Origin of the sequence: Amycolatopsis sp. CA-230715 (genome assembly GCF_018736145.1) — a bacterium.
Taxonomy (GTDB): Bacteria; Actinomycetota; Actinomycetes; order Mycobacteriales; family Pseudonocardiaceae; genus Amycolatopsis.
Genome location: NZ_CP059997.1, coordinates 6,303,695 through 6,321,867, shown reverse-complemented (window position 1 = coordinate 6,321,867; position 18,173 = coordinate 6,303,695). Strand labels below are relative to the sequence as shown.

Genomic DNA, 18,173 nt, shown 5'->3' with positions numbered 1-18,173 from the left:
CTCTAGAACCCGCCACGATCGGTACTCCGGTCGGACCTTGTTGACCGCCTGCCAGCGCGCTACGGTCGAAGATCCGTCACCGAGGCCGGGGGTCGAAATGGCACCGCACCGAAGGTTCCTGCTGGTCACGCTCGCGGCACTGCTCGCGCTGGCCGGGATGTCCGCTCCCGCGTCCGCCGCGCGGCGAACACCGGAGGCGTGCGCGGCGGCGCTCGACTGCCCCGCCACCGAGATCGACCGGATGACCATGCCCGAACGGCTCACCTTCGTGCGCGCGATGTCCTCGGGGCCCGCCGCGGAGATCGTGCCCGGCTACACCCACCGCTGGCGCAACATCGAAGGCGTCGTCGAGTTCTTCGAGTCGGCACGGCTCGGCGCGCCGGGCAGCTGGGTGTCGCATGTGGACTCGGGCATCCTCGAAGGCATCGAGCGCGGGATCGCGATCGCGGCTGGCAAGGGCACGGACACCTTCGACAACCCCGGCTCGAAGCTCTGGGCGAGCTACCTGACCCGGCTGTCCCGCGGCGAGCTTCGCGCCCGTTCCGCGCACGACAAGGCGTGGAGCGAAGCAGAGCAGGCTTCGACCGAACGCGGCGTCTACCTCGCCGAGGTGATCCACGGCGTACCGCCCACCGGCGTCGAAGAGCGCTTCTTCCAGTTCTCCGAGTTCTACCGCGCCACCCTGCGCTCGCGCCTCCCGCTGCTGGACCCGCTCTCGCCAGGACCGGGGCCGGGCAAGCAGAAGCAGCTCACGTTCCTCGACTGGTTCACCGACGTGAGCAACTCCGTGCCCAGCAGGCGCGGGTGCGAGATGGCCTACAGCCTCGCCGAATTCGACCTGCCCGCCGGGGCCGTGCGCACCACGGCCTTGCTCGCCGCGTACACCAAGGCCCTGTTCGCGGACTTCCTCGCCGACCCTCAGAGGTCGTAGACGGCGCCCTGCTTGACGAGCGCGGCACCGGGGAATTCGCCCTGTGCCTCGGCCAGAATCGCGTCGCGGTCCGTCCACGGCGCGATATGGGTCAGCAGCAGGCGGCGCACACCCGCGCGTGCCGCGGCCGCGCCAGCCTGCTTGCCCGACAGGTGGACCCCGGTCGGGCGGTCCGGCGCGTCCGTCCACGACGCCTCGGCCAGCAGGACGTCCGCGCCACCGGCCAGTTCCTCGAGCGCGGCGCAGGGGCCGGTGTCACCGGTGTAGGCGAGCGCGAGGCCGTCGTGCTCGATCCGCAGGCCGAACGCCGGCGTCGGGTGGTCGACGCGGATCGCGCGCACGGAGAACGGGCCGATCGCGACCGGGCCCGGGGAAAGGGCGCGGAAGTCGAACACATCGGACAGATCCGTCTCGACGCGTTCGATCTCGTTGGCCGCGAAAGCGTTGGTGAGCCGGATCTTCGCGTCGTCCGGGCCGTACAGCGGCAGCTGCCGCGGCCTGCGGTCGTACGGCGGCGACGGGTGGTACCGCCGCATCACCGCCAGCGCGCTGACGTCGGCGCAGTGGTCGGGGTGCAGGTGCGAGAGCACCAGCGCGTCGAGGTCGAACGGGTCGCGGAAGGTCTGCAGGTTCGCGAGCGTCCCGTTCCCCAGTTCGAGGCCGAGCACGAAGCCGTCCGCCTCGACCAGGTAGCCCGAGGCGGCGGCGTTGGGCCCGGGGATGCTTCCCGAACAACCGAGAATGGTCAGTCGCACGCCCGACACCTTATGTCGGCACCACCCGGATCACGTACCGGTGGGAGCGAGGACACCCGGAGCGACCAACCGGCGCGCAGGGTTTTCGGCGTCCCGGAGACGAGCGTCACGTGGCTGCCGCCAGCATGCCGGGGCCGAAACCCATGAAGCGCCGCGCCAGCTTCGCGAACGGCTCGTCCGATCCGGTCGCGATGAACTCGTGCCGCGGCTCGCGCGCGCCGCCGGCGAGCAGGTCGAGCTCGGTGAGCACCCGCACCACGTCCTTCGCGGTTTCCTCCGCGCTGGACACGAGCGTCACGTCCTGGCCCATCACGATCTGCAGGACGCCGGTGAGCAGCGGGTAGTGCGTGCACCCGAGCACCAGGGTGTCCACTTCGGCGCGCAGCAGCGGTTCGAGGTACCCCTGCGCGAGCCCGAGCACCTGCCTGCCGGAGGTGATGCCGCGCTCCACGAAGTCGACGAACCGGTGGCAGGCGACGCTGTGCACGGTGACGCCGGTGGCGGCGGCGAACGCGTCGTCGTAGGCGCGGGAGCGGACCGTGCCCTCGGTGCCGATCACGCCGATCCGCCCGCTGTGCGTCGCGGCGACGGCGCGGCGCACCGCGGGGAGCACGACCTCGACGACCGGCACGTCGTAGCGCTCCCTCGCGTCGCGAAGGCAGGCGGCCGAAGCGGTGTTGCACGCGATGACCAGCGCTTTGACGTTCGATTCGACGAGCTCGTCGAGTGATGCCAGCGCCAGCTCGCGGGCCCGCGCGATGGGCAGCGGGCCGTACGGGTTGTGCGCGGTGTCGCCGACGTAGCGCAGCGATTCCGCGGGGAGCTGGTCGAGGATGGCCCTGGCGACGGTCAGGCCGCCGACACCGGAATCGAAGACACCGATCGGCGCGTCCCGCGAAGTCACACCCCGAGGTTACCGGCAGGCTTGCTCTCGCGGGATTTCCCCGTCTTCGTCACGACCCACGCGGCCAGCACCCCGGCGAGCGCGCCGAACAGGTGCCCCTGCCACGAAATGCCGGGGTTGCCGGGCAGCACGCCCCACAGCATCCCGCCCCACAGCACGAGCAGCACCAGTGCGACCGCGATCTGCCCGAGCGCGCGGTTGAAAACGCCGCGCACCAGCAAAAAGGCGAGCCAGCCGAACGCGAGCCCGGAGGCGCCGACGGTGACCGCGGGCGCGCTCGGGCCGATGAGCCACACGCCGAGCCCGCCGATCACCCAGATCATCGCGGTGATCACGGCGAACCGCCCGATCCCGGCCGCCATCGCGAGGAACGCGAACACCAGCACCGGGATCGTGTTGCCGAGCAGGTGCCCCCAGCCCGCGTGCAGCAGCGGCGCCCAGATCACGCCGTCGAGCCCGGACAGGCTGCGCGCCACGATGCCGCCGTGCGTGAAGTCGCCCGGCACCAGCACGTCCACGAGTTCGACGAGGTAGAGCACCAGGGTGAAGCCGAGCGCGACGATCGCGGCCGCCTTCGGGTTCGCGGGCAGGATCCGCTTCGCCGCGTCGGCCGACGCGGGCTTGCCGGACGGGGCTGGCTGTGCTGGCAAAGTGCTCACCTCACCAACGGTACGACCGCCGTGCCCGGTTCGCCTCGGGTGAAAACCCTGAGTCAGGCCCAGAGCTGACCGTCGAGGCGCTCGGCCGACTCGTCGAGCGAGCCGCTGTAGGCACCTGTCGAAAGGTATTTCCACCCGGCGTCGGCGACGACGAACGCGACATCGGCCGTCTCCCCCTTCGCCGCCGCCTTCTCGGCGACGGCCAGCGCCGCGTGCAGCACGGCGCCGGTGGAGATACCGGCGAAGATGCCCTCGTGCTCCAGCAGCTCACGAGTGCGCCGAAGCGCGTCGTAAGCGCCGACGGAGTAACGCCCGGTGAGGACGTCGGGGTCGTACAGCTCCGGCACGAAGCCCTCGTCGAGGTTGCGCAGGCCGTAGACGAGTTCGCCGTAGCGCGGCTCGGCGGCGACGATCTGCACGCCGGGCTTGTGCTCGTGCAGGTACCGCCCGACGCCGACGAGGGTGCCGGTGGTGCCGAGCCCGCCGACGAAGTGCGTGATCGTCGGCAGGTCCTTCAGCAGCTCGGGACCGGTGCCCGAGTAGTGCGCGTCCGCGTTGGCCGGGTTGCCGTACTGGTAGAGCATCACCCAGTCCGGGTTCTGCTCGGCCAGCTCCTTCGCGCGGCGGACGGCCTCGTTCGAACCGCCCGCCGCCGGGGAGAACACGATCCGCGCGCCGTAGGCCTGCAGCAGCTGCTTGCGCTCGGTGGAGGTGTTCTCCGGCATCACGCACACCAGGCCGTAGCCCTTGAGCTTCGCGGCCATGGCCAGCGAGATACCGGTGTTGCCCGAGGTCGGCTCCAGGATCGTCGACCCGCGGCGGAGCGTGCCGTCGCGTTCGGCCGCCTCGATCATCCGCAGCGCGGGCCGGTCCTTGACCGACCCGGTCGGGTTGCGGTCCTCCAGCTTCGCCCACAGCCGGACGGAATCCGTCGGGGAGAGGCGGGGCAGCCCGACCAGCGGAGTGTTGCCGAGGGTGTCGAGGAGCGATTCGAACCGGGCCACGGGACTAGCGCGCGCCGCCGGCGACCGCGGGCAGGATGGTCAGCTCGTCGCCGTCCTTGACCTCCGCGTCGAGCCCGCCGGAGAACCGCACGTCCTCGTCGTTGACGTAGACGTTGACGAAGCGGTGCAGCTTCTCCTCCTTGACCAGCCGCGCCTTCAGGCCGGCGTGCCGGGACTCGATGTCGTCGATCACCTCGAGCACGGTCTTGCCGCTCGCCTCGACGGACTTCTCCCCGCCGGTGTGCGTACGCAGGATCGTCGGGATGGACACGGTCACGGCCATGGGTTACCTCCGCTTTGGGTTGCTGTAGGTGGCTGACGCCTCGGGAACGGGCGTTTATTCCTCGATCTCGACCTGTTCCTCGGTGATGGTCCCGTCCACGATGCGGTACGAGCGGAACTCGTGCTGTTCGGGGTCCCTGGTCGAAACGAGAACGTAGTGCGCGTCCGGCTCGGAGGCGTAGGACACGTCGGTGCGGGAGGGGTAGGCCTCGGTGGCGGTGTGCGAGTGGTAGATCACCACGGGCACCTCGTCGCGGGCATTCATCTCCCGGTAGAGCTTCAGCAGGTCACCGGAGTCGAATTCGTAGAACGTCGGCGAGCGCGCCGCGTTGAGCATCGGGATGTAGCGCTCGGGGGTGTCGGAGCCTTCCGGCCCCGCGATCACGCCGCACGCCTCGTCGGGGTGATCCCGGCGGGCGTGCGCGACGATCTCGTCGACGAGTTCACGGCGGATGCGCAGCACGCCGCACATCTTACGTGGTGGACACACCATGTTCATATCGTGAGACCGCCCACTACTGAGCTAGAACTACTGCCGACCCGGAAAAGCCTCCGGCCAGACATCGCGGTAGGCGGGCACGCCCGCCGCCGAGGTCGCCGTTAGCAGGCCGTGCACCATCGCCCTGGTGAACACGCGCGCGGCCGCGGAGCACAGCTCGGACAGCGCGGCCGCCCTGCTCGCCACGCCGAACGGCGCGTCCGCGTCCGGCAGCTCGCGCGCGCCGGTGGCCAGCGCGAACGCGGTGTCGCCGTCGAACATCGTGTGCGCGGGCCGCACCGCGCGGGCGAGCCCGTCCTGCGCGGCGACCGCGAGCCGACGGCACTCGGCCTTCGACAGCGCCGCGTCGACCGCGACGACCCCGATCGTGGTGTTGAGGTCCGTGGCAGCCGAGGGCACCGAACCCGGCCGGTCCGGCCACGTGACGCCGAACTCGCCCGCGACCTCGTGATCCGCGGCGAACGCGCGCCCGGTGCGGAAGTCGACGGCTTCCCCGGACGCGTTGACCGCGGCGATCGCGCCGACGGTGAACTCGCCGACGACCTCGCTCGCGGTGCCGATGCCGCCCTTGAGCGAGCCGACCACGGCACCGGTGCCCGCGCCGACGGTGCCCTGAGCGAACTCCCGGCCCGCCGCCTCGCACGCGGCGTACCCGAACGACGCGTCGGGGCGGTTCCCCCAGTCGCTGCGCGGCAGGTCGAACAGCACCGCGCCGGGCACGATCGGCACCACCTCGTGCGGCAGCGCGCCGATCGGGAAGCCGAGATGCCGCTCGTCGAGCCACCGCATCACGCCGTCGGCCGCGGCGAGCCCGAAGGCGCTGCCGCCGGACAGGCACACCGCGTTGACGGTCCGCACCAGGTTTTCCGGCTCCAGCAGGTTCGTCTCGCGGGTCCCCGGCGCGCCGCCGCGCTGGTCGACCGCGCCCGTCGCGCCGCCGGGGACGAGCACCACCGTGGTGCCGCTCGCCCAGCCGTCGCCGAGCCGCTCGTGGTGCCCGACGAGCACGCCGGGCACGTCGGTGATCGCGCTCATTCCGTGAGCGCTTGGACGAGGCTCTCCTGCACCCAGGTCAGCCAGTGGTAGACGCCGAGGTGCGGGGCGCGCGGATCGTCGTCCGGCAGCTCGTCCGGCATGTCCTCGGTGACGTCGAGCGCGGTGCCGAGCGCGAGCCGCACGTCGTTGAGCGCGGACAGCCACGCGTCGGCCTGCTCGAAGGTCAGCTTCACTTCGCCGCCGTCGCGCGGCAGCGTCTCCATCACGACCGCGGCCACGCCGACCTTGGAGTCCAGCAGTTCGGGCTCGTGCAGCGAGCGCAGCGCCGCCGCCGAATCCATGTCTTCCTTGGTGGGGTTGTCCGGGTCCAGCTTGTGGAAGTCCGGCAGCAGCCGCGAAAGCACGGGGTCGTTCGGGCCCTCCGACGGGCCGGTGCGGATCCCGGTGAGCTCGGACAGCTCGTCCTGCGGCGCTTCTTCGGCACGCGCGCGGAGCATGTCCTCGACCTGGTTGACGAACCCGCGCAACACCGCGGCCTCCTGCGAGTCGAACCCGCCGAGCACCCGCGCGCCCTTACGCCGCCAGCCGTTCATCGGACCCTTTCATCTCACGTGGTCTGTTCCATGGTCGCCCACAGCCCCGCCGCGTGCAGGCGGGCGACGTCGGCTTCGCACTTGTCCTTGGTACCGGACGACACGATCGCCTTGCCCTTGTGGTGCACGTCGAGCATGAGCTTCGTGGCGTGGTCACGGCTGTAGCCGAAGAGCTTCTGGAAAACGTAGGTCACGTAGGACATCAGGTTGACGGGATCGTTCCAGACGACCGTCTGCCATGGCTTGTCCTCGGCGGCCACTTCCGACCCGAGTGGCTCAACCTGCGTCTGTTCGGCATGGACAGGCGTGGTCATGCGCTCCATGGTGTCACGAAGGCATTCCCCGGTGGGCGACTAGGTAGCTCCAAACGGGTGACTAGGGTCTACGCACCATAGGCTTTGGGCATGGGCTCCCCCGATTTCGCGGCTCCCGGCTTCTCGGCGACGACCGCCTTGCTGACCGACCACTACGAGCTGACCATGCTGGGCAGCGCGCTCGCCGACGGCACGGCGGAACGCCCGTGCGTGTTCGAGGTGTTCGCCCGCAGGCTCCCCGACGGGCGGCGGTACGGCGTGGTGGCCGGCACCGCACGCGCGCTCGACGCGATCGCCGACTTCCGGTTCACCGACGCCGAACTGGCGCAGCTCGAATCGACCGCGGTGGTCGACGACGCGACACTGGCCTGGCTCGCGGACTACACGTTTTCCGGTGACATCGACGGTTATCCCGAGGGCGAGCTGTACTTCCCCGGCTCGCCGCTGCTGACCGTGCGCGGCACGTTCGCCGAAGCGGTCGTGCTGGAAACCCTGCTCCTGTCGATCTTCAACCACGACAGCGCGATCGCGTCGGCGGCGGCGCGGATGTCGAGCGCCGCGCACGGCAGGCCGATCATCGAGATGGGCGGGCGGCGCACCCACGAGTACGCGGCCGTCGCCGCCGCGCGCGCCGCCTACCTCGCCGGGTTCGCCACCACCTCGAACCTCGAAGCGGGGCGCCGTTACGGGATCCCGACGCGCGGCACGGTCGCGCACGCGTTCATGCTCCTGCACGACAGCGAAGAAGAAGCTTTCCGCGCCCAGGTAGCGAAAATGGGCGCGGACACCACACTGCTCGTCGACACCTACGACATCACGGCGGGCATCGAGACCGCGGTTCGCGTCGCGGGATCGGAGCTCGGCGCGATCCGGATCGATTCGGGCGATGTCGGCGTGCTCGCGCGGAAGGCGCGCGAACAGCTGGATTCCCTCGGCGCGAAGGACACCAGGATCGTGGTTTCCGGCGATCTCGACGAGCACGCGATCGCCGCCCTGCGCGCCGAACCGGTGGACGCCTACGGGGTCGGCACCTCGGTGGTCACCGGGTCCGGCGCGCCGACCGCGGGCATGGTCTACAAGCTCGTCGAGGTCGACGGGAAGCCGGTCGCGAAGCGCAGCGCGCACAAGGAATCCCGCGGCGGGCGGAAGTTCGCGCTCCGCCGCCACCGCGAGACCGGCACCGCGATCGAAGAGGTCGTCTACCCCGCCGCGGCGCCGCGGCCGGACCTTGGCGAGCACGACCTCGAACTGCAGATCCCGCTCGTCCGCGACGGGCAGCTGGTGGACGGGCTGCCTACCCTCGAAGACAGCAGGCAACGCCTGCGCAAGGCGCTCGTGAGCGTGCCGTGGGAGGGCTTGAAGCTGTCGCACGGCGAGCCCGCGATCCCGACGGTTTTCCTCTAGAGAGGACGGGAAGATGGCCAAGGCGCTGATCGTCGTCGACGTGCAGAACGACTTCTGCGAGGGCGGTTCGCTCGCGGTGACCGGTGGGGGCGCGGTCGCCGCGGCCATGAGCGCGCGCATGGCGTCCGGCGGGTACGACCACGTCGTCGCGACCAGGGACTACCACATCGATCCCGGCGCGCATTTCAGCGACAGCCCCGATTTCGTGGATTCGTGGCCACCGCACTGCGTCGCGGGCACGCCCGGCGCGTCGTTCCACCCCGCGCTCGACGTCGTCCCGATCACCGCGGTGTTCTCGAAAGGCCATTACACGGCCGCGTATTCGGGGTTCGAAGGCCATACCGACGACGGCGAAACGCTCGCGGACTGGCTGCGCGCCCGCGACGTGACCGAGGTCGAACTCGGCGGTCTCGCGCTCGACTACTGCGTGCGGGCCACCGCGCTCGACGCCGCGAAGGCGGGCTTCTCGGCGCACGTGGTGCTCGACCTGACCGCCGGGATCGCCGAACCCCGCGTCGCGAAGACGTTGCAGGAGTTCGACAAGGCGGGCATCACGCACCGGGGAACGCCGAAGGGACAGGAATGATCGACGCGTTGCGACGGCACCGGCTGGTCGCGATCCTGCGCGCCGGGGACACGTCCCGGTTCACCGAGGTGGCCAGCGTCCTGTACGCCTCGGGAGTGCGCCTGCTGGAAGCGACGCTGACCTCGCCGGGCGCCGCCGCCTCGATCACCGCGATCCGGGCAGCGTTGCCCGATGACGCGCTGGTTGGCGCGGGCAGCGTGCGGCTTCCGTCGGACGTCGACACCGCCGTCGACGCGGGCGCGCGGTTCCTCGTCACGCCCACGGTCAGCCCCGCGGTGCTCGACCGCGCGCGGGAACGGGACGTCCCGGTGCTCGCGGGCGCGTTCACGCCCACCGAGATCGACCAGGCGTGGCATCTCGGGGCCGCGGCGGTGAAGGTGTTCCCGGCGCGCGAAGCGGGCGGCACCGCCTTCGTGCGGGCCGTGCGCGCGCCGCTGCCCGACGTCCCGCTCGTCCCGACGGGCGGGGTCGAACTGTCCGATGTGGAGGCCTACCTGAACGCGGGAGCCGTCGCCGTGGCGGCCGCGTCGCCGCTGCTCGGGGACGCGCTGATCGGCGGGAGCCTCGACGAACTGAGCACGCGCGCCGCCCAGTTCGTCGCGGCCGCCGCTTCTTGACCTTTGGCGGGAATCTCGCCGCCCGCCGGGGCCCTTGCGGGCGTCCCGAAGGTGGCTTTCAGGGCATCCAGCGCCCCGAAGGCCACCTTCGGGGCAGGCGTGTCGTGGTGGTCGAGCGTGCGAGGGGTGGATGTGCGGCGTTGAGCGCCCCGAAGGCCACCTTCAGGGCATCGCGATCCCGCACGCGACCGGCGAGGAGGAGTCAGCCGCCGTACGGGTCGCAGTTCGCGCTGCCGACCATGATGTCGCCGCTCGCGGGGCCGCCCCGCGGGAACAGCTTGATGTGCATCGCGTGCGTGCCGAGGCTGCCGTCCGGCGGGGTCGGCGCGATCAGCTCGTTCACCACGACCTCGGCCATCGGCGGGTCGCCCGCGTTCTTGCCGGGGATCGCGATCGTGTAGTTCGCCGGGATCTCGGTCGGCACGGTCACCCCGGTGACGCCGCTGATCTCCATCGAGCCGCTGCTGCCGTTCGCCGTGGTGGCACAGCCCGCGGTGTAGCTGCGGACCTTGATCACGGGGCCGCCGAACTGCTTCAGGATGGACGTCTCGAACCGCTGGCCGCTGGCCTTCGCGGTCGCCGTGCCGTTCGCGTCGCGCGAGCACGTGGTGTCGCCGCGGCCGTACTTGGTGGTCGTGCCGACCGCGGTGCCGTTCGAGGCGCTCTGCGGCATCTTGTCCACCTCGCACACCGCGATCGGGGCCGCCTGCACCTGCTGGGAGCCCACCATGACGTCGGCGGAGCCCAGCGAGGCCGCCGCCGTCGCGATCACCGGTGCCGCCTGTGCCGCCGGGGCGGCCGCCAGCAGTCCCCCGCACACCGTCAGCACCGTCAGCACCCGCTCGCCCTTGCGCATCGCCACTCCCTTCGACTCACCACCTGTTCCCTACGTCCATCGGCATGCACTCCGGCCCGCCTGACCTGCTCGAATGGAGTCCACCCTGACGTGTCACCCCCTAACAACGGGTGAGGAACACAACTGGGGCAGCCACTCGACCGGGTACGGCGTTAACCTCCATCGACACGGATGCGTGAACTATGCGGGAGGTCGGAGTGTCTTCGTTGTCCTTGGCCGGCAGGCGGCCGGTACTGGCGGACCTGGTGCCTGGCGCGCTCACCCGCGACGTCGTGCTGGTCGCCGCGGGCGCCGGGCTGACCGGGGTCGCCGCCCAGATCGTGCTGCCGGTACCGGGCAGCCCGGTACCGATGACCGGCCAGACGTTCGCGGCGCTGCTCGTCGGCACCGCGCTCGGCTGGCAGCGCGGCGCCGCGGCGCTGCTGCTCTACCTGGCCATGGGCGCCGCGGGCGTGCCGTGGTTCAACAACGGCACGTCGGGCCTCTTCGGCGCCTCGGCCGGTTACGTCGTCGGCTTCGTCTTCGCCGCCGCGCTGGTGGGCAAGCTCGCGGCGCAGGGCGGCGATCGCACGCCGTTGCGGATGCTCGGCACGATGGCGCTCGGCAACGTCGTCGTCTACGCGGTCGGCGTGCCGTGGCTGATGGCGTCGGCGTCGCTGGACTTCGGCGGCGCGCTCGCGAAGGGCGTGGTGCCGTTCCTGATCGGCGACGCGCTGAAGATCGTCGTCGCGGCCGGGCTGCTGCCCGCGGCGTGGGCGCTCGTGCGGAAGGTCCGTGACCAGGACTGACCCCGCGAACCCCGTCGAACGCCCCCGGTGACCGCCGGGGGCGTTCGCGCGTTCCGGGGCAGCCTCGGCGGAACTGACGGGGTCCCCCGGTACCGTTTGCGCGTGCCCTCCCGCAAGGACTTCCCCGGTGTCTCCGAACTGCTGACCCACGCGGTCGAAGCGGTCGGCGGTGCCGAGCGCGAGGGCCAGGTGCGGATGGCCGAGGCGGTCGGGCGGGCGATCCGCACCGGCGAGCACCTCGCCGTGCAGGCGGGCACCGGCACCGGGAAGTCGCTGGCCTACCTCGTGCCCGCGATCCGGCACGCGGTCGAGAAGGAAGCCACCGTGGTGGTCTCCACGGCCACCATCGCGCTGCAGCGCCAGCTCGTCGACAGGGACCTGCCCCGGCTCGCGAAGGCGCTCAAGAAGCCGCTCGGGCGCGAACCGACCTTCGCCATCCTCAAGGGCAGGCGCAACTACCTGTGCCTGCACCGGCTCGACACCGGCGCGCCGGAGGAGCCGGAGGATCCGGCGCTGTTCGACCCGTTCGCGGTGTCCAGACTGGGCAAGGACGTCAAACGGCTCTACGAATGGTCGTCCGACACCGAAACCGGCGACCGGGACGAGCTGGTACCCGGCGTGTCCGACCAGGCGTGGCGGCAGGTTTCGGTGACGGCCAAGGAATGCCTCGGCGTCTCGCGCTGCCCGATCGGCGTCGACTGCTTCGCCGAGCGCGCCCGCGGCGAAGCGGGCCGCGCCGACGTCGTAGTCACCAACCACGCCCTCCTCGCGATCGACGCGCTGCAGGGCTACCAGGTCCTCCCCGAGCACGACCTGGTGATCATCGACGAGGCGCACGACCTGGTGGACAGGGTGACCTCGGTGGCCACCGGCGAGCTGACCAGCCCGATGGTCTCGGCCGCGGTCCGCCGCTGCGGCAAGCTCATCGACGCGGACATCGCGGACAGGCTGATGGAAGCCGCCGACGGGCTCACGATCATGCTCGACGACGCACCGCCCGGCCGGATGGACGAGATGCCGAAGGCGCTCGGCGGGTCGATCGCCGCGGTGCGCGACGCGGCGCACGCGTGCATCTCGGCGCTGGGCTCGGAGCGCAAGGAAGAGGTCGAGGAGGCGACGGCGCGCAAGCTCGCCCGCTCGCTGCTCGACGAGGTGCACGACACGGCCGTCCGGCTCATCGAGGCCTACGACGAGGATCGCGCTCACCAGCGGGACGTGGTGTGGCTGCAGAACGACAAGTTCTCGCTCAGCCCGCGCCCGCCCGCGCTGAAGGTCGCGCCGCTGTCGGTGTCGGGGCTGTTGCGCGAGCGCCTGTTCAACGTGAACACCACGGTGCTCACCTCGGCGACGCTGACCCTGGGCGGCACCTTCGACACGCTGGCGCGGCAGTGGGGCCTGCCGCCGTCGCAGGGGGCGAAGAAGGCCGAAGGAACCGCGACCGACAAGCCACCGCCCGCCGACGACAACGCGCCGAACTGGACCGGTCTCGACGTCGGCTCCCCGTTCGACTACCCGCGCAACGGCATCCTGTACGTCGCGAAACACCTTCCCGCACCGGGAAGGGACGGCCTCGCGAAGTCCACTTTGGACGAGCTGGCCGAGCTGATCGGCGCGGCGGGCGGGCGCACGCTCGGCCTGTTCTCCTCGATGCGCGCGGCGAAGCAGGCCACCGAGGAGCTGCGCGACCGCATCGAGCACCCGATCCTGTGCCAGGGCGAGGATTCGACCTCGCTGCTGGTGCAGAAGTTCGCCGACGACCCGCGCACCTGCCTGTTCGGCACGCTTTCGCTGTGGCAGGGCGTGGACGTGCCGGGACCGTCGCTCCAGCTCGTCGTGGTGGACCGGCTGCCCTTCCCCCGCCCCGACGACCCGGTCGCCTCCGCGCGGCAGCGCGCGGTGGAAGCCAGAGGCGGCAACGGGTTCCTCACGGTCGCCGCGACGCACGCGGCGCTGCTGCTGGCGCAGGGCACCGGCCGCCTGCACCGGGCGACCACGGATCGCGGGGTGGTCGCCGTGCTGGACTCGCGGCTGGCGACGGCGCGGTACGGCGGTTTCCTCAAGGCTTCGCTACCCCCGCTGTGGCCCACCCTCGACCCCGAGGTGGCGAGGGCGGCGTTGCGAAGACTCGACGACGCCGCCCCCGCCTGAGCACGCGAGTGCCGTCGAAGTACCGTTAACGGAACGCAAAGAACTAGGGAGAGCGTCTTGTCCCAGGACTCAGCCAGCGCGCACTCGCGCTCGGTCAGTGTCGACGACACCGGGGTTCGCCGTCAGCTGGCCGACGGCAGCGAGGAGTCCGTCACCTGGTCGGAGTTGTCCTCCGTGGTGATCAGGGTGATTCCCGAGGGCCCGTGGAAAGAGGACGTGTTCCTGATGCTCGCGGCCGCCGACGGCACCGGTACCGCGGTCCCCAGCGGCGACCCCGCCGCGGACGCGCTCATCGAGCGGCTGCAGACCCTGCCCGGCTTCGACAACGAGAAGTTCATCGAGGCCATGACCACCGACGCCGACGAGGCCTACGTCGTCTGGCGCGCCAGCGACGCGAGCTGAGTCTCCTCCGCTCGCTCCTGCCCCGAAGGCCACCTTCGGGGCGTCAGACGCCGCGATTCCACCACTCGCGCGCTCGGCTGCCGCAGGGCCCCATGCCGTGAAGGTGGCCTTCGGGGCGCTGAGTTCCCCGAATGTCACTTTCGGGGCACGCGGAAAGCCGTTAGGCCGTCGGGAATTCCTCGGTGACGGGGATTCCTTTGCGCAGGGTGCGGGTCACCGTGCAGAGCCGGTCGATCGCCCGCTCGACCGCGGTGGCCAGCGCCTCGCGATCGGCGGGGGACAATGTCGACAGGTCGACGTCGAAGCGGCCGTGTACGCCGTCGAGTTCCCAGGCGCCTTCGCGGCGGTCCGCGGTGACGTGCACGCGGAACTTCGAGTCCTCGCCGACGCGCCGCGTGATCAGTTCCTCCGCGGTTACCGCGGAACAGCCCGCGACGGCGATCTGGAGCAGTTCCGCGGGCGAGAACGAGCCTTCCTGGCCCTTGCGCCCCAGCACCACCTCCGCGCCGCGCTCGTTGCGGCCGACGAACCGGTGTTCGCCCTCGCGCTGGACTTCAAGCCCCATCACACACTCCCTAAGCCGAACGCCACTGCGCCTTCAAAACCACTGCGCCTTCAAACCCATTGCGCGAGCACGGTGACGGTCCCGGGCGCCACCTCGGTGAACCCCGCGTCCCGCACGGCGACCACGCCTCGCTCCCGCCACGCTAGGCCGGGATCGGCGCCGGGGTGCAGCGCGTTCCACGTGGTGGCATCGGGAATGCGCACGGCACAACGGAAATCGCGCTTCGCCCAGCGGGCGAGATCGTCGTCGCCGAGCAACGACGCCAGGATCATGGTGCCGTGGCCGACCTGGGCCGCGGCCTTGCCGACGGTCATTTCCGCGTCCGGGTTGAGGTACAGCACCGGCACGTCGTCCGGCACCGGTCCCGGCTCGTCGGACGGCAGCTCGCTGCCCGAAACCTGCAGGCGCGAAACGGTCTTGGGGTTGTCGACCACGCGGCCGGGCACCAGCGCGCGGGCCTGCGCGCCGTCGACCTCCACGGTGATTCCCGGCAGCTCCTGGACCGCGTCCCAGTGCGCGCCGCGAGCGCGGCGGGAAACCTTGCGGATCCGCCCGTCCATCCACGCTTTCACGGCGTCGTGCCACTCGCCGTCCTCGGCGACGGCGCGCTCGTCGAGGCACACCGCGATCGCGGCCGCCGCGGCGGCCTCCAGCAGGGGCGTGCGGCCCGGCGGATCGGCCTTCTCGAACCGCAGGATCACCGGCATCGCCCGCACCTGGTCGGGTTCCTCGGCGGAGACGTCCGCGGTCTCGGACGCGGGAAGGCCGAGCCACTCGGCGTAGCGCGCGGCGAGGGGCCGGAGAACCGGGTTCACAGCCGCTCTGGTTGCAGGCCGTCGGCCGCGTCGGCCGCTTCGACCTCGGCGCGCGTGATGCCGAGGGTGAACAGCACCGCGTCGAGGTAGGGGTGGGAGAGCGCGGTGTCGGCGACCTCACGCAACGCGGGCTTGGCGTTGAACGCGACACCCATCCCGGCCGCGGCCAGCATGTCGATGTCGTTCGCGCCGTCCCCGACCGCGACGCACTGCGCGAGCGGGATGCCGTACTCGGCGGCGAAGCGGCGCAACGCGGTCGCCTTGCCCGCCCTGTCCACGACCTCGCCGACGACGCGGCCGGTGAGCTTGCCGTCGGCGACCTCCAGCTCGTTCGCCGCGGCGAAGTCGAGCCCGAGGTCGTCGACGAGCCTGTCGATGATCGAGGTGAACCCGCCGGAGACGACCCCGCACCGGAACCCGAGCCGCTTGAGCGTGCGCACGGTGGTCCGCGCGCCCGCGGTGAGTTCGAGCGAGTCGGCGACCTCGTCGAGCGCGGAGACCGGCAGGCCTTCGAGCAGGGCGACGCGCTGTTCGAGCGATTCGGTGAAGTTCAGCTCGCCACGCATCGCGGCCTCGGTGATCTCCCTGACCTGCGGCTCGACCCCGGCGTGCGCGCCGAGCATCTCGATGACCTCGCCCTGCACCAGCGTCGAGTCGACGTCGAACACGATCAGGCGCTTGGACCGCCGCTCCAGGCCAGCCCGCTCGATGGCGACGTCGAGCCCGCCGTTCGAGGTGACGTCGGCGACCGCGGCGCGCAGTTCGGTGTCCGCCTCGTCGCTCTCGTTCGCCGCCGAGACGTACACCTCGAGCCCGGTCACCGGGTAGTCCGCGATGCTGCGGATCGTGTCGATGTTCGTGCCGAGGGTGGCCATCTTCCTGGCCACCTCGGTGAACGCGCGCGCGGTCAGCGGGCGGCCCAGCACGACGAGCACGTGCGTGGACCCCAGCCGCGACGGCGCGAACGGGTCGGCCCCGATGGCCGACCCGATCCGCACCTCGACGTTCATCGCGAGCGAGGCCATCGCCTGCTCGACGACCTCCTGCAGGGCCTCCGGATCGCTCGCCACGCCCACCAGCACACCGAGCACGAGCTGATCGCGGATGACGACCTGCTCGACGTCGAGCAGGTCGACGCCGTGCCGGGTGAGCGCGGCGAAGAGCACCGAGGTGACGCCGGGTTTGTCGGGACCGGTGATCGAGATCAGCACCGGCGTCTGCCCCTGAGCGCTCACTGCTCGCCCGCGTTGTCCTTGCTGTGGTCACCGGGTATCGCGGCGTCGGTGAGCACCTGCGACGGCGCCTTGGCCCCGGCGTGCACCTTCGGCTTGCCGGTGAAGGTGATCTCGCCTTCGGCGTGGATGCGCTCGATCATGTGCGGGTAGTGCAGTTCGAACGCGGGCCGCTCGGACCGGATGCGCGGCAGCTCGGTGAAGTTGTGCCGCGGCGGCGGGCAGCTCGTGGCCCACTCCAGCGAGTTGCCGTAACCCCACGGGTCGTCCACCGTGACGAGCTCGCCGTAGCGGTAGCTCTTGAACACGTTCCAGATGAACGGCAGCGTGGACGCGCCGAGGATGTACGCGCCGATCGTGGAGATCGTGTTCAGCGTGGTGAACCCGTCGGTGGCCAGGTAGTCGGCGTACCGGCGCGGCATGCCCTCCGCGCCCAGCCAGTGCTGGACGAGGAACGTGCCGTGGAACCCGATGAACGTGGTCCAGAAGTGCCACTTGCCGAGCTTCTCGTCCATCATGCGGCCGGTGATCTTCGGGAACCAGAAGTAGATCCCGGCGAAGGTGGCGAACACGATCGTGCCGTAGAGCACGTAGTGGAAGTGCGCGACGACGAAGTAGCTGTCGGACACGTGGAAGTCGATCGCGGGCGCGGCCAGCAGGATGCCGGTGAGGCCACCGAAGAGGAACGTGACGATGAAGCCGACCGAGAACAGCATCGGCGTCTCGAAGCTCAGGTTCCCCTTCCACATCGTGCCGATCCAGTTGAAGAACTTGACCCCGGTCGGCACCGCGATCAGGAAGGTCATGAAGGAGAAGAACGGCAGCAGCACAGAACCGGTCGCGTACATGTGGTGCGCCCACACCGCCACCGACAGCGCGGCGATCGACAGCGTCGCCCAGACCAGGCCCTTGTAGCCGAACACCGGCTTGCGGCTGAACACCGGGAAGATCTCCGACACGATCCCGAAGAACGGTAGCGCGACGATATAGACCTCGGGATGGCCGAAGAACCAGAACAAGTGCTGCCAGAGGATCACGCCGCCGTTCGCCGGATCGAACACGTGCGCGCCGAGATGCCGGTCGGCGAGCAGGCCCATCAGCGCCGCGGTGAGGATCGGGAACGCCAGCAGGATCAGGATGCTGGTGATCAGGATGTTCCAGGTGAAGATCGGCATCCGGTACATCGTCATGCCCGGCGCGCGCAGGCAGATCACCGTGGTGATCATGTTGACCGCGCCGAGGATCGTGCCGAGACCGGAGATGACCAGGCCGGAGATCCAGAGGTCGGCGCCGACACCCGGCGAGTGGATCGCGTCGGACAGCGGGGTGTAGGCGAACCACCCGAAGTCCGCGGCGCCACCCGGCGTCAGGAAGCCGGACATCACAATGATGCCGCCGAACAGGTACAGCCAGTACGAGAACGCGTTCAACCGCGGGAACGCGACGTCGGGCGAGCCGATCTGCAGCGGGAGGACGAAGTTCGCGAACCCGAACAGGATCGGGGTCGCGTACAGCAGCAGCATCACCGTGCCGTGCATGGTGAACAGCTGGTTGTACTGCTCCTGGGAAAGGAACTGCTGCCCGGGACGCGCCAGCTCGGAGCGGATCAGCATCGCCATCGCGCCGCCCGCCATGAAGAAGGCGAACGACGTCACGAGGTACATGATGCCGATCTGCTTGTGGTCCGTCGTGCGGAACAACCGCAGCAGGTACGAACCCTTAACCGACTCGCGCGCGGGATACGGGCGCGTGGCGATCGGCTTGGGGGCTACGGCCGTCACTCCTGCCTCCAACACTCTTATTTGGATCGAGGTCGCGAACGG

General features: G+C 70.6%; 21 protein-coding genes. 7 read left to right on the top strand and 14 right to left on the bottom strand.

From position 1 onward, the window contains the following. The first annotated feature begins 97 nt into the window (after nt 1–97). Nucleotides 98–931, top strand: a complete 834-nt coding sequence (locus tag HUW46_RS30425; RefSeq protein WP_215542206.1) for a hypothetical protein — start codon at nt 98–100, stop codon at nt 929–931. On the opposite strand, the gene HUW46_RS30420 is transcribed toward HUW46_RS30425, so the two are convergent. The 9 genes from HUW46_RS30420 to clpS all read right to left on the bottom strand — a co-directional run bounded on the left by HUW46_RS30420 (nt 919) and on the right by clpS (nt 6,937). Then, nucleotides 919–1,686, bottom strand: a complete 768-nt coding sequence (locus tag HUW46_RS30420) for an MBL fold metallo-hydrolase (RefSeq protein ID WP_215542205.1) — start codon at nt 1,684–1,686, stop codon at nt 919–921. The genes HUW46_RS30425 and HUW46_RS30420 overlap by 13 nt on opposite strands. A gap of 106 nt (nt 1,687–1,792) precedes the next feature. Further along, on the bottom strand, nt 1,793–2,590 hold the full coding sequence (murI, locus tag HUW46_RS30415) for a glutamate racemase (protein WP_215542204.1): 798 nt from the start codon (nt 2,588–2,590) through the stop codon (nt 1,793–1,795). Continuing rightward, nucleotides 2,587–3,249: a rhomboid family intramembrane serine protease gene (locus HUW46_RS30410; protein WP_442860863.1), complete on the bottom strand. Its 663-nt coding sequence runs from the start codon at nt 3,247–3,249 to the stop codon at nt 2,587–2,589. The genes murI and HUW46_RS30410 overlap by 4 nt, the downstream gene beginning before the upstream one ends. 53 nt (nt 3,250–3,302) lie before the next feature. Beyond that, entirely contained in the window at nt 3,303–4,253 is a 951-nt protein-coding gene (locus tag HUW46_RS30405) for a PLP-dependent cysteine synthase family protein (protein ID WP_215542203.1), read from the bottom strand. A 4-nt stretch (nt 4,254–4,257) separates the two neighbouring features. Beyond that, nucleotides 4,258–4,536, bottom strand: coding sequence for a MoaD/ThiS family protein (locus HUW46_RS30400; RefSeq protein WP_215542202.1), 279 nt, complete (start codon nt 4,534–4,536; stop codon nt 4,258–4,260). 54 nt (nt 4,537–4,590) lie between these two features. After that, nucleotides 4,591–5,007 carry a M67 family metallopeptidase gene (locus tag HUW46_RS30395; RefSeq protein ID WP_215550204.1) on the bottom strand — a complete coding sequence of 139 codons (417 nt, stop codon included), beginning with the start codon at nt 5,005–5,007 and terminating at the stop codon, nt 4,591–4,593. 57 nt (nt 5,008–5,064) lie between these two features. Further along, entirely contained in the window at nt 5,065–6,069 is a 1,005-nt protein-coding gene (locus HUW46_RS30390) for a P1 family peptidase (RefSeq protein WP_215542201.1), read from the bottom strand. Next, entirely contained in the window at nt 6,066–6,623 is a 558-nt protein-coding gene (locus HUW46_RS30385) for a DUF2017 domain-containing protein (protein WP_215542200.1), read from the bottom strand. The genes HUW46_RS30390 and HUW46_RS30385 overlap by 4 nt, the downstream gene beginning before the upstream one ends. A 14-nt stretch (nt 6,624–6,637) precedes the next feature. Continuing rightward, nucleotides 6,638–6,937, bottom strand: coding sequence for an ATP-dependent Clp protease adapter ClpS (clpS, locus tag HUW46_RS30380; RefSeq protein ID WP_215542199.1), 300 nt, complete (start codon nt 6,935–6,937; stop codon nt 6,638–6,640). A gap of 90 nt (nt 6,938–7,027) precedes the next feature. Between clpS and HUW46_RS30375 the strand changes: the two genes are divergently transcribed. Genes HUW46_RS30375 through HUW46_RS30365 form a run of 3 tightly spaced genes read left to right on the top strand, consistent with a single transcriptional unit; the run spans nt 7,028 to nt 9,544 of the window. After that, the gene (locus HUW46_RS30375) at nt 7,028–8,341 is read left to right on the top strand and encodes a nicotinate phosphoribosyltransferase (RefSeq protein WP_215542198.1); all 1,314 of its coding nucleotides are present in this window, start codon (nt 7,028–7,030) and stop codon (nt 8,339–8,341) included. Between the two features lie 13 nt (nt 8,342–8,354). Then, entirely contained in the window at nt 8,355–8,927 is a 573-nt protein-coding gene (locus HUW46_RS30370; protein ID WP_215542197.1) for an isochorismatase family protein, read from the top strand. Continuing rightward, complete coding sequence (locus HUW46_RS30365) at nt 8,924–9,544, top strand: bifunctional 4-hydroxy-2-oxoglutarate aldolase/2-dehydro-3-deoxy-phosphogluconate aldolase (RefSeq protein ID WP_215542196.1); 621 nt, start codon at nt 8,924–8,926, stop codon at nt 9,542–9,544. The genes HUW46_RS30370 and HUW46_RS30365 overlap by 4 nt, the downstream gene beginning before the upstream one ends. Before the next feature lie 202 nt (nt 9,545–9,746). On the opposite strand, the gene HUW46_RS30360 is transcribed toward HUW46_RS30365, so the two are convergent. After that, nucleotides 9,747–10,400, bottom strand: a complete 654-nt coding sequence (locus HUW46_RS30360; RefSeq protein ID WP_215542195.1) for a hypothetical protein — start codon at nt 10,398–10,400, stop codon at nt 9,747–9,749. 197 nt (nt 10,401–10,597) lie between these two features. Between HUW46_RS30360 and HUW46_RS30355 the strand changes: the two genes are divergently transcribed. From HUW46_RS30355 to HUW46_RS30345, 3 genes are all read left to right on the top strand, one after another. Then, nucleotides 10,598–11,188 carry a biotin transporter BioY gene (locus tag HUW46_RS30355; protein WP_215542194.1) on the top strand — a complete coding sequence of 197 codons (591 nt, stop codon included), beginning with the start codon at nt 10,598–10,600 and terminating at the stop codon, nt 11,186–11,188. 102 nt (nt 11,189–11,290) lie between these two features. Next, entirely contained in the window at nt 11,291–13,336 is a 2,046-nt protein-coding gene (locus HUW46_RS30350) for an ATP-dependent DNA helicase (protein WP_215542193.1), read from the top strand. A 57-nt stretch (nt 13,337–13,393) separates the two neighbouring features. Beyond that, complete coding sequence (locus tag HUW46_RS30345) at nt 13,394–13,738, top strand: hypothetical protein (protein ID WP_215542192.1); 345 nt, start codon at nt 13,394–13,396, stop codon at nt 13,736–13,738. A 160-nt stretch (nt 13,739–13,898) separates the two neighbouring features. On the opposite strand, the gene HUW46_RS30340 is transcribed toward HUW46_RS30345, so the two are convergent. From HUW46_RS30340 to ctaD, 4 genes are read right to left on the bottom strand one after another with little or no spacing between them, the layout of a single operon-like run. Continuing rightward, nucleotides 13,899–14,303 carry an OsmC family protein gene (locus HUW46_RS30340; protein ID WP_215542191.1) on the bottom strand — a complete coding sequence of 135 codons (405 nt, stop codon included), beginning with the start codon at nt 14,301–14,303 and terminating at the stop codon, nt 13,899–13,901. A gap of 50 nt (nt 14,304–14,353) precedes the next feature. Beyond that, entirely contained in the window at nt 14,354–15,118 is a 765-nt protein-coding gene (locus tag HUW46_RS30335) for a peptidyl-tRNA hydrolase (RefSeq protein ID WP_215542190.1), read from the bottom strand. After that, a complete protein-coding gene (serB, locus tag HUW46_RS30330) occupies nt 15,115–16,353 on the bottom strand; it encodes a phosphoserine phosphatase SerB (RefSeq protein ID WP_254125043.1) in 1,239 nt (412 codons plus the stop codon). Before serB ends, HUW46_RS30335 begins: the two co-directional genes overlap by 4 nt. Beyond that, the gene (gene ctaD / locus HUW46_RS30325; protein ID WP_215542189.1) at nt 16,350–18,131 is read right to left on the bottom strand and encodes an aa3-type cytochrome oxidase subunit I; all 1,782 of its coding nucleotides are present in this window, start codon (nt 18,129–18,131) and stop codon (nt 16,350–16,352) included. Before ctaD ends, serB begins: the two co-directional genes overlap by 4 nt. Between the last annotated feature and the right edge of the window lie 42 nt (nt 18,132–18,173).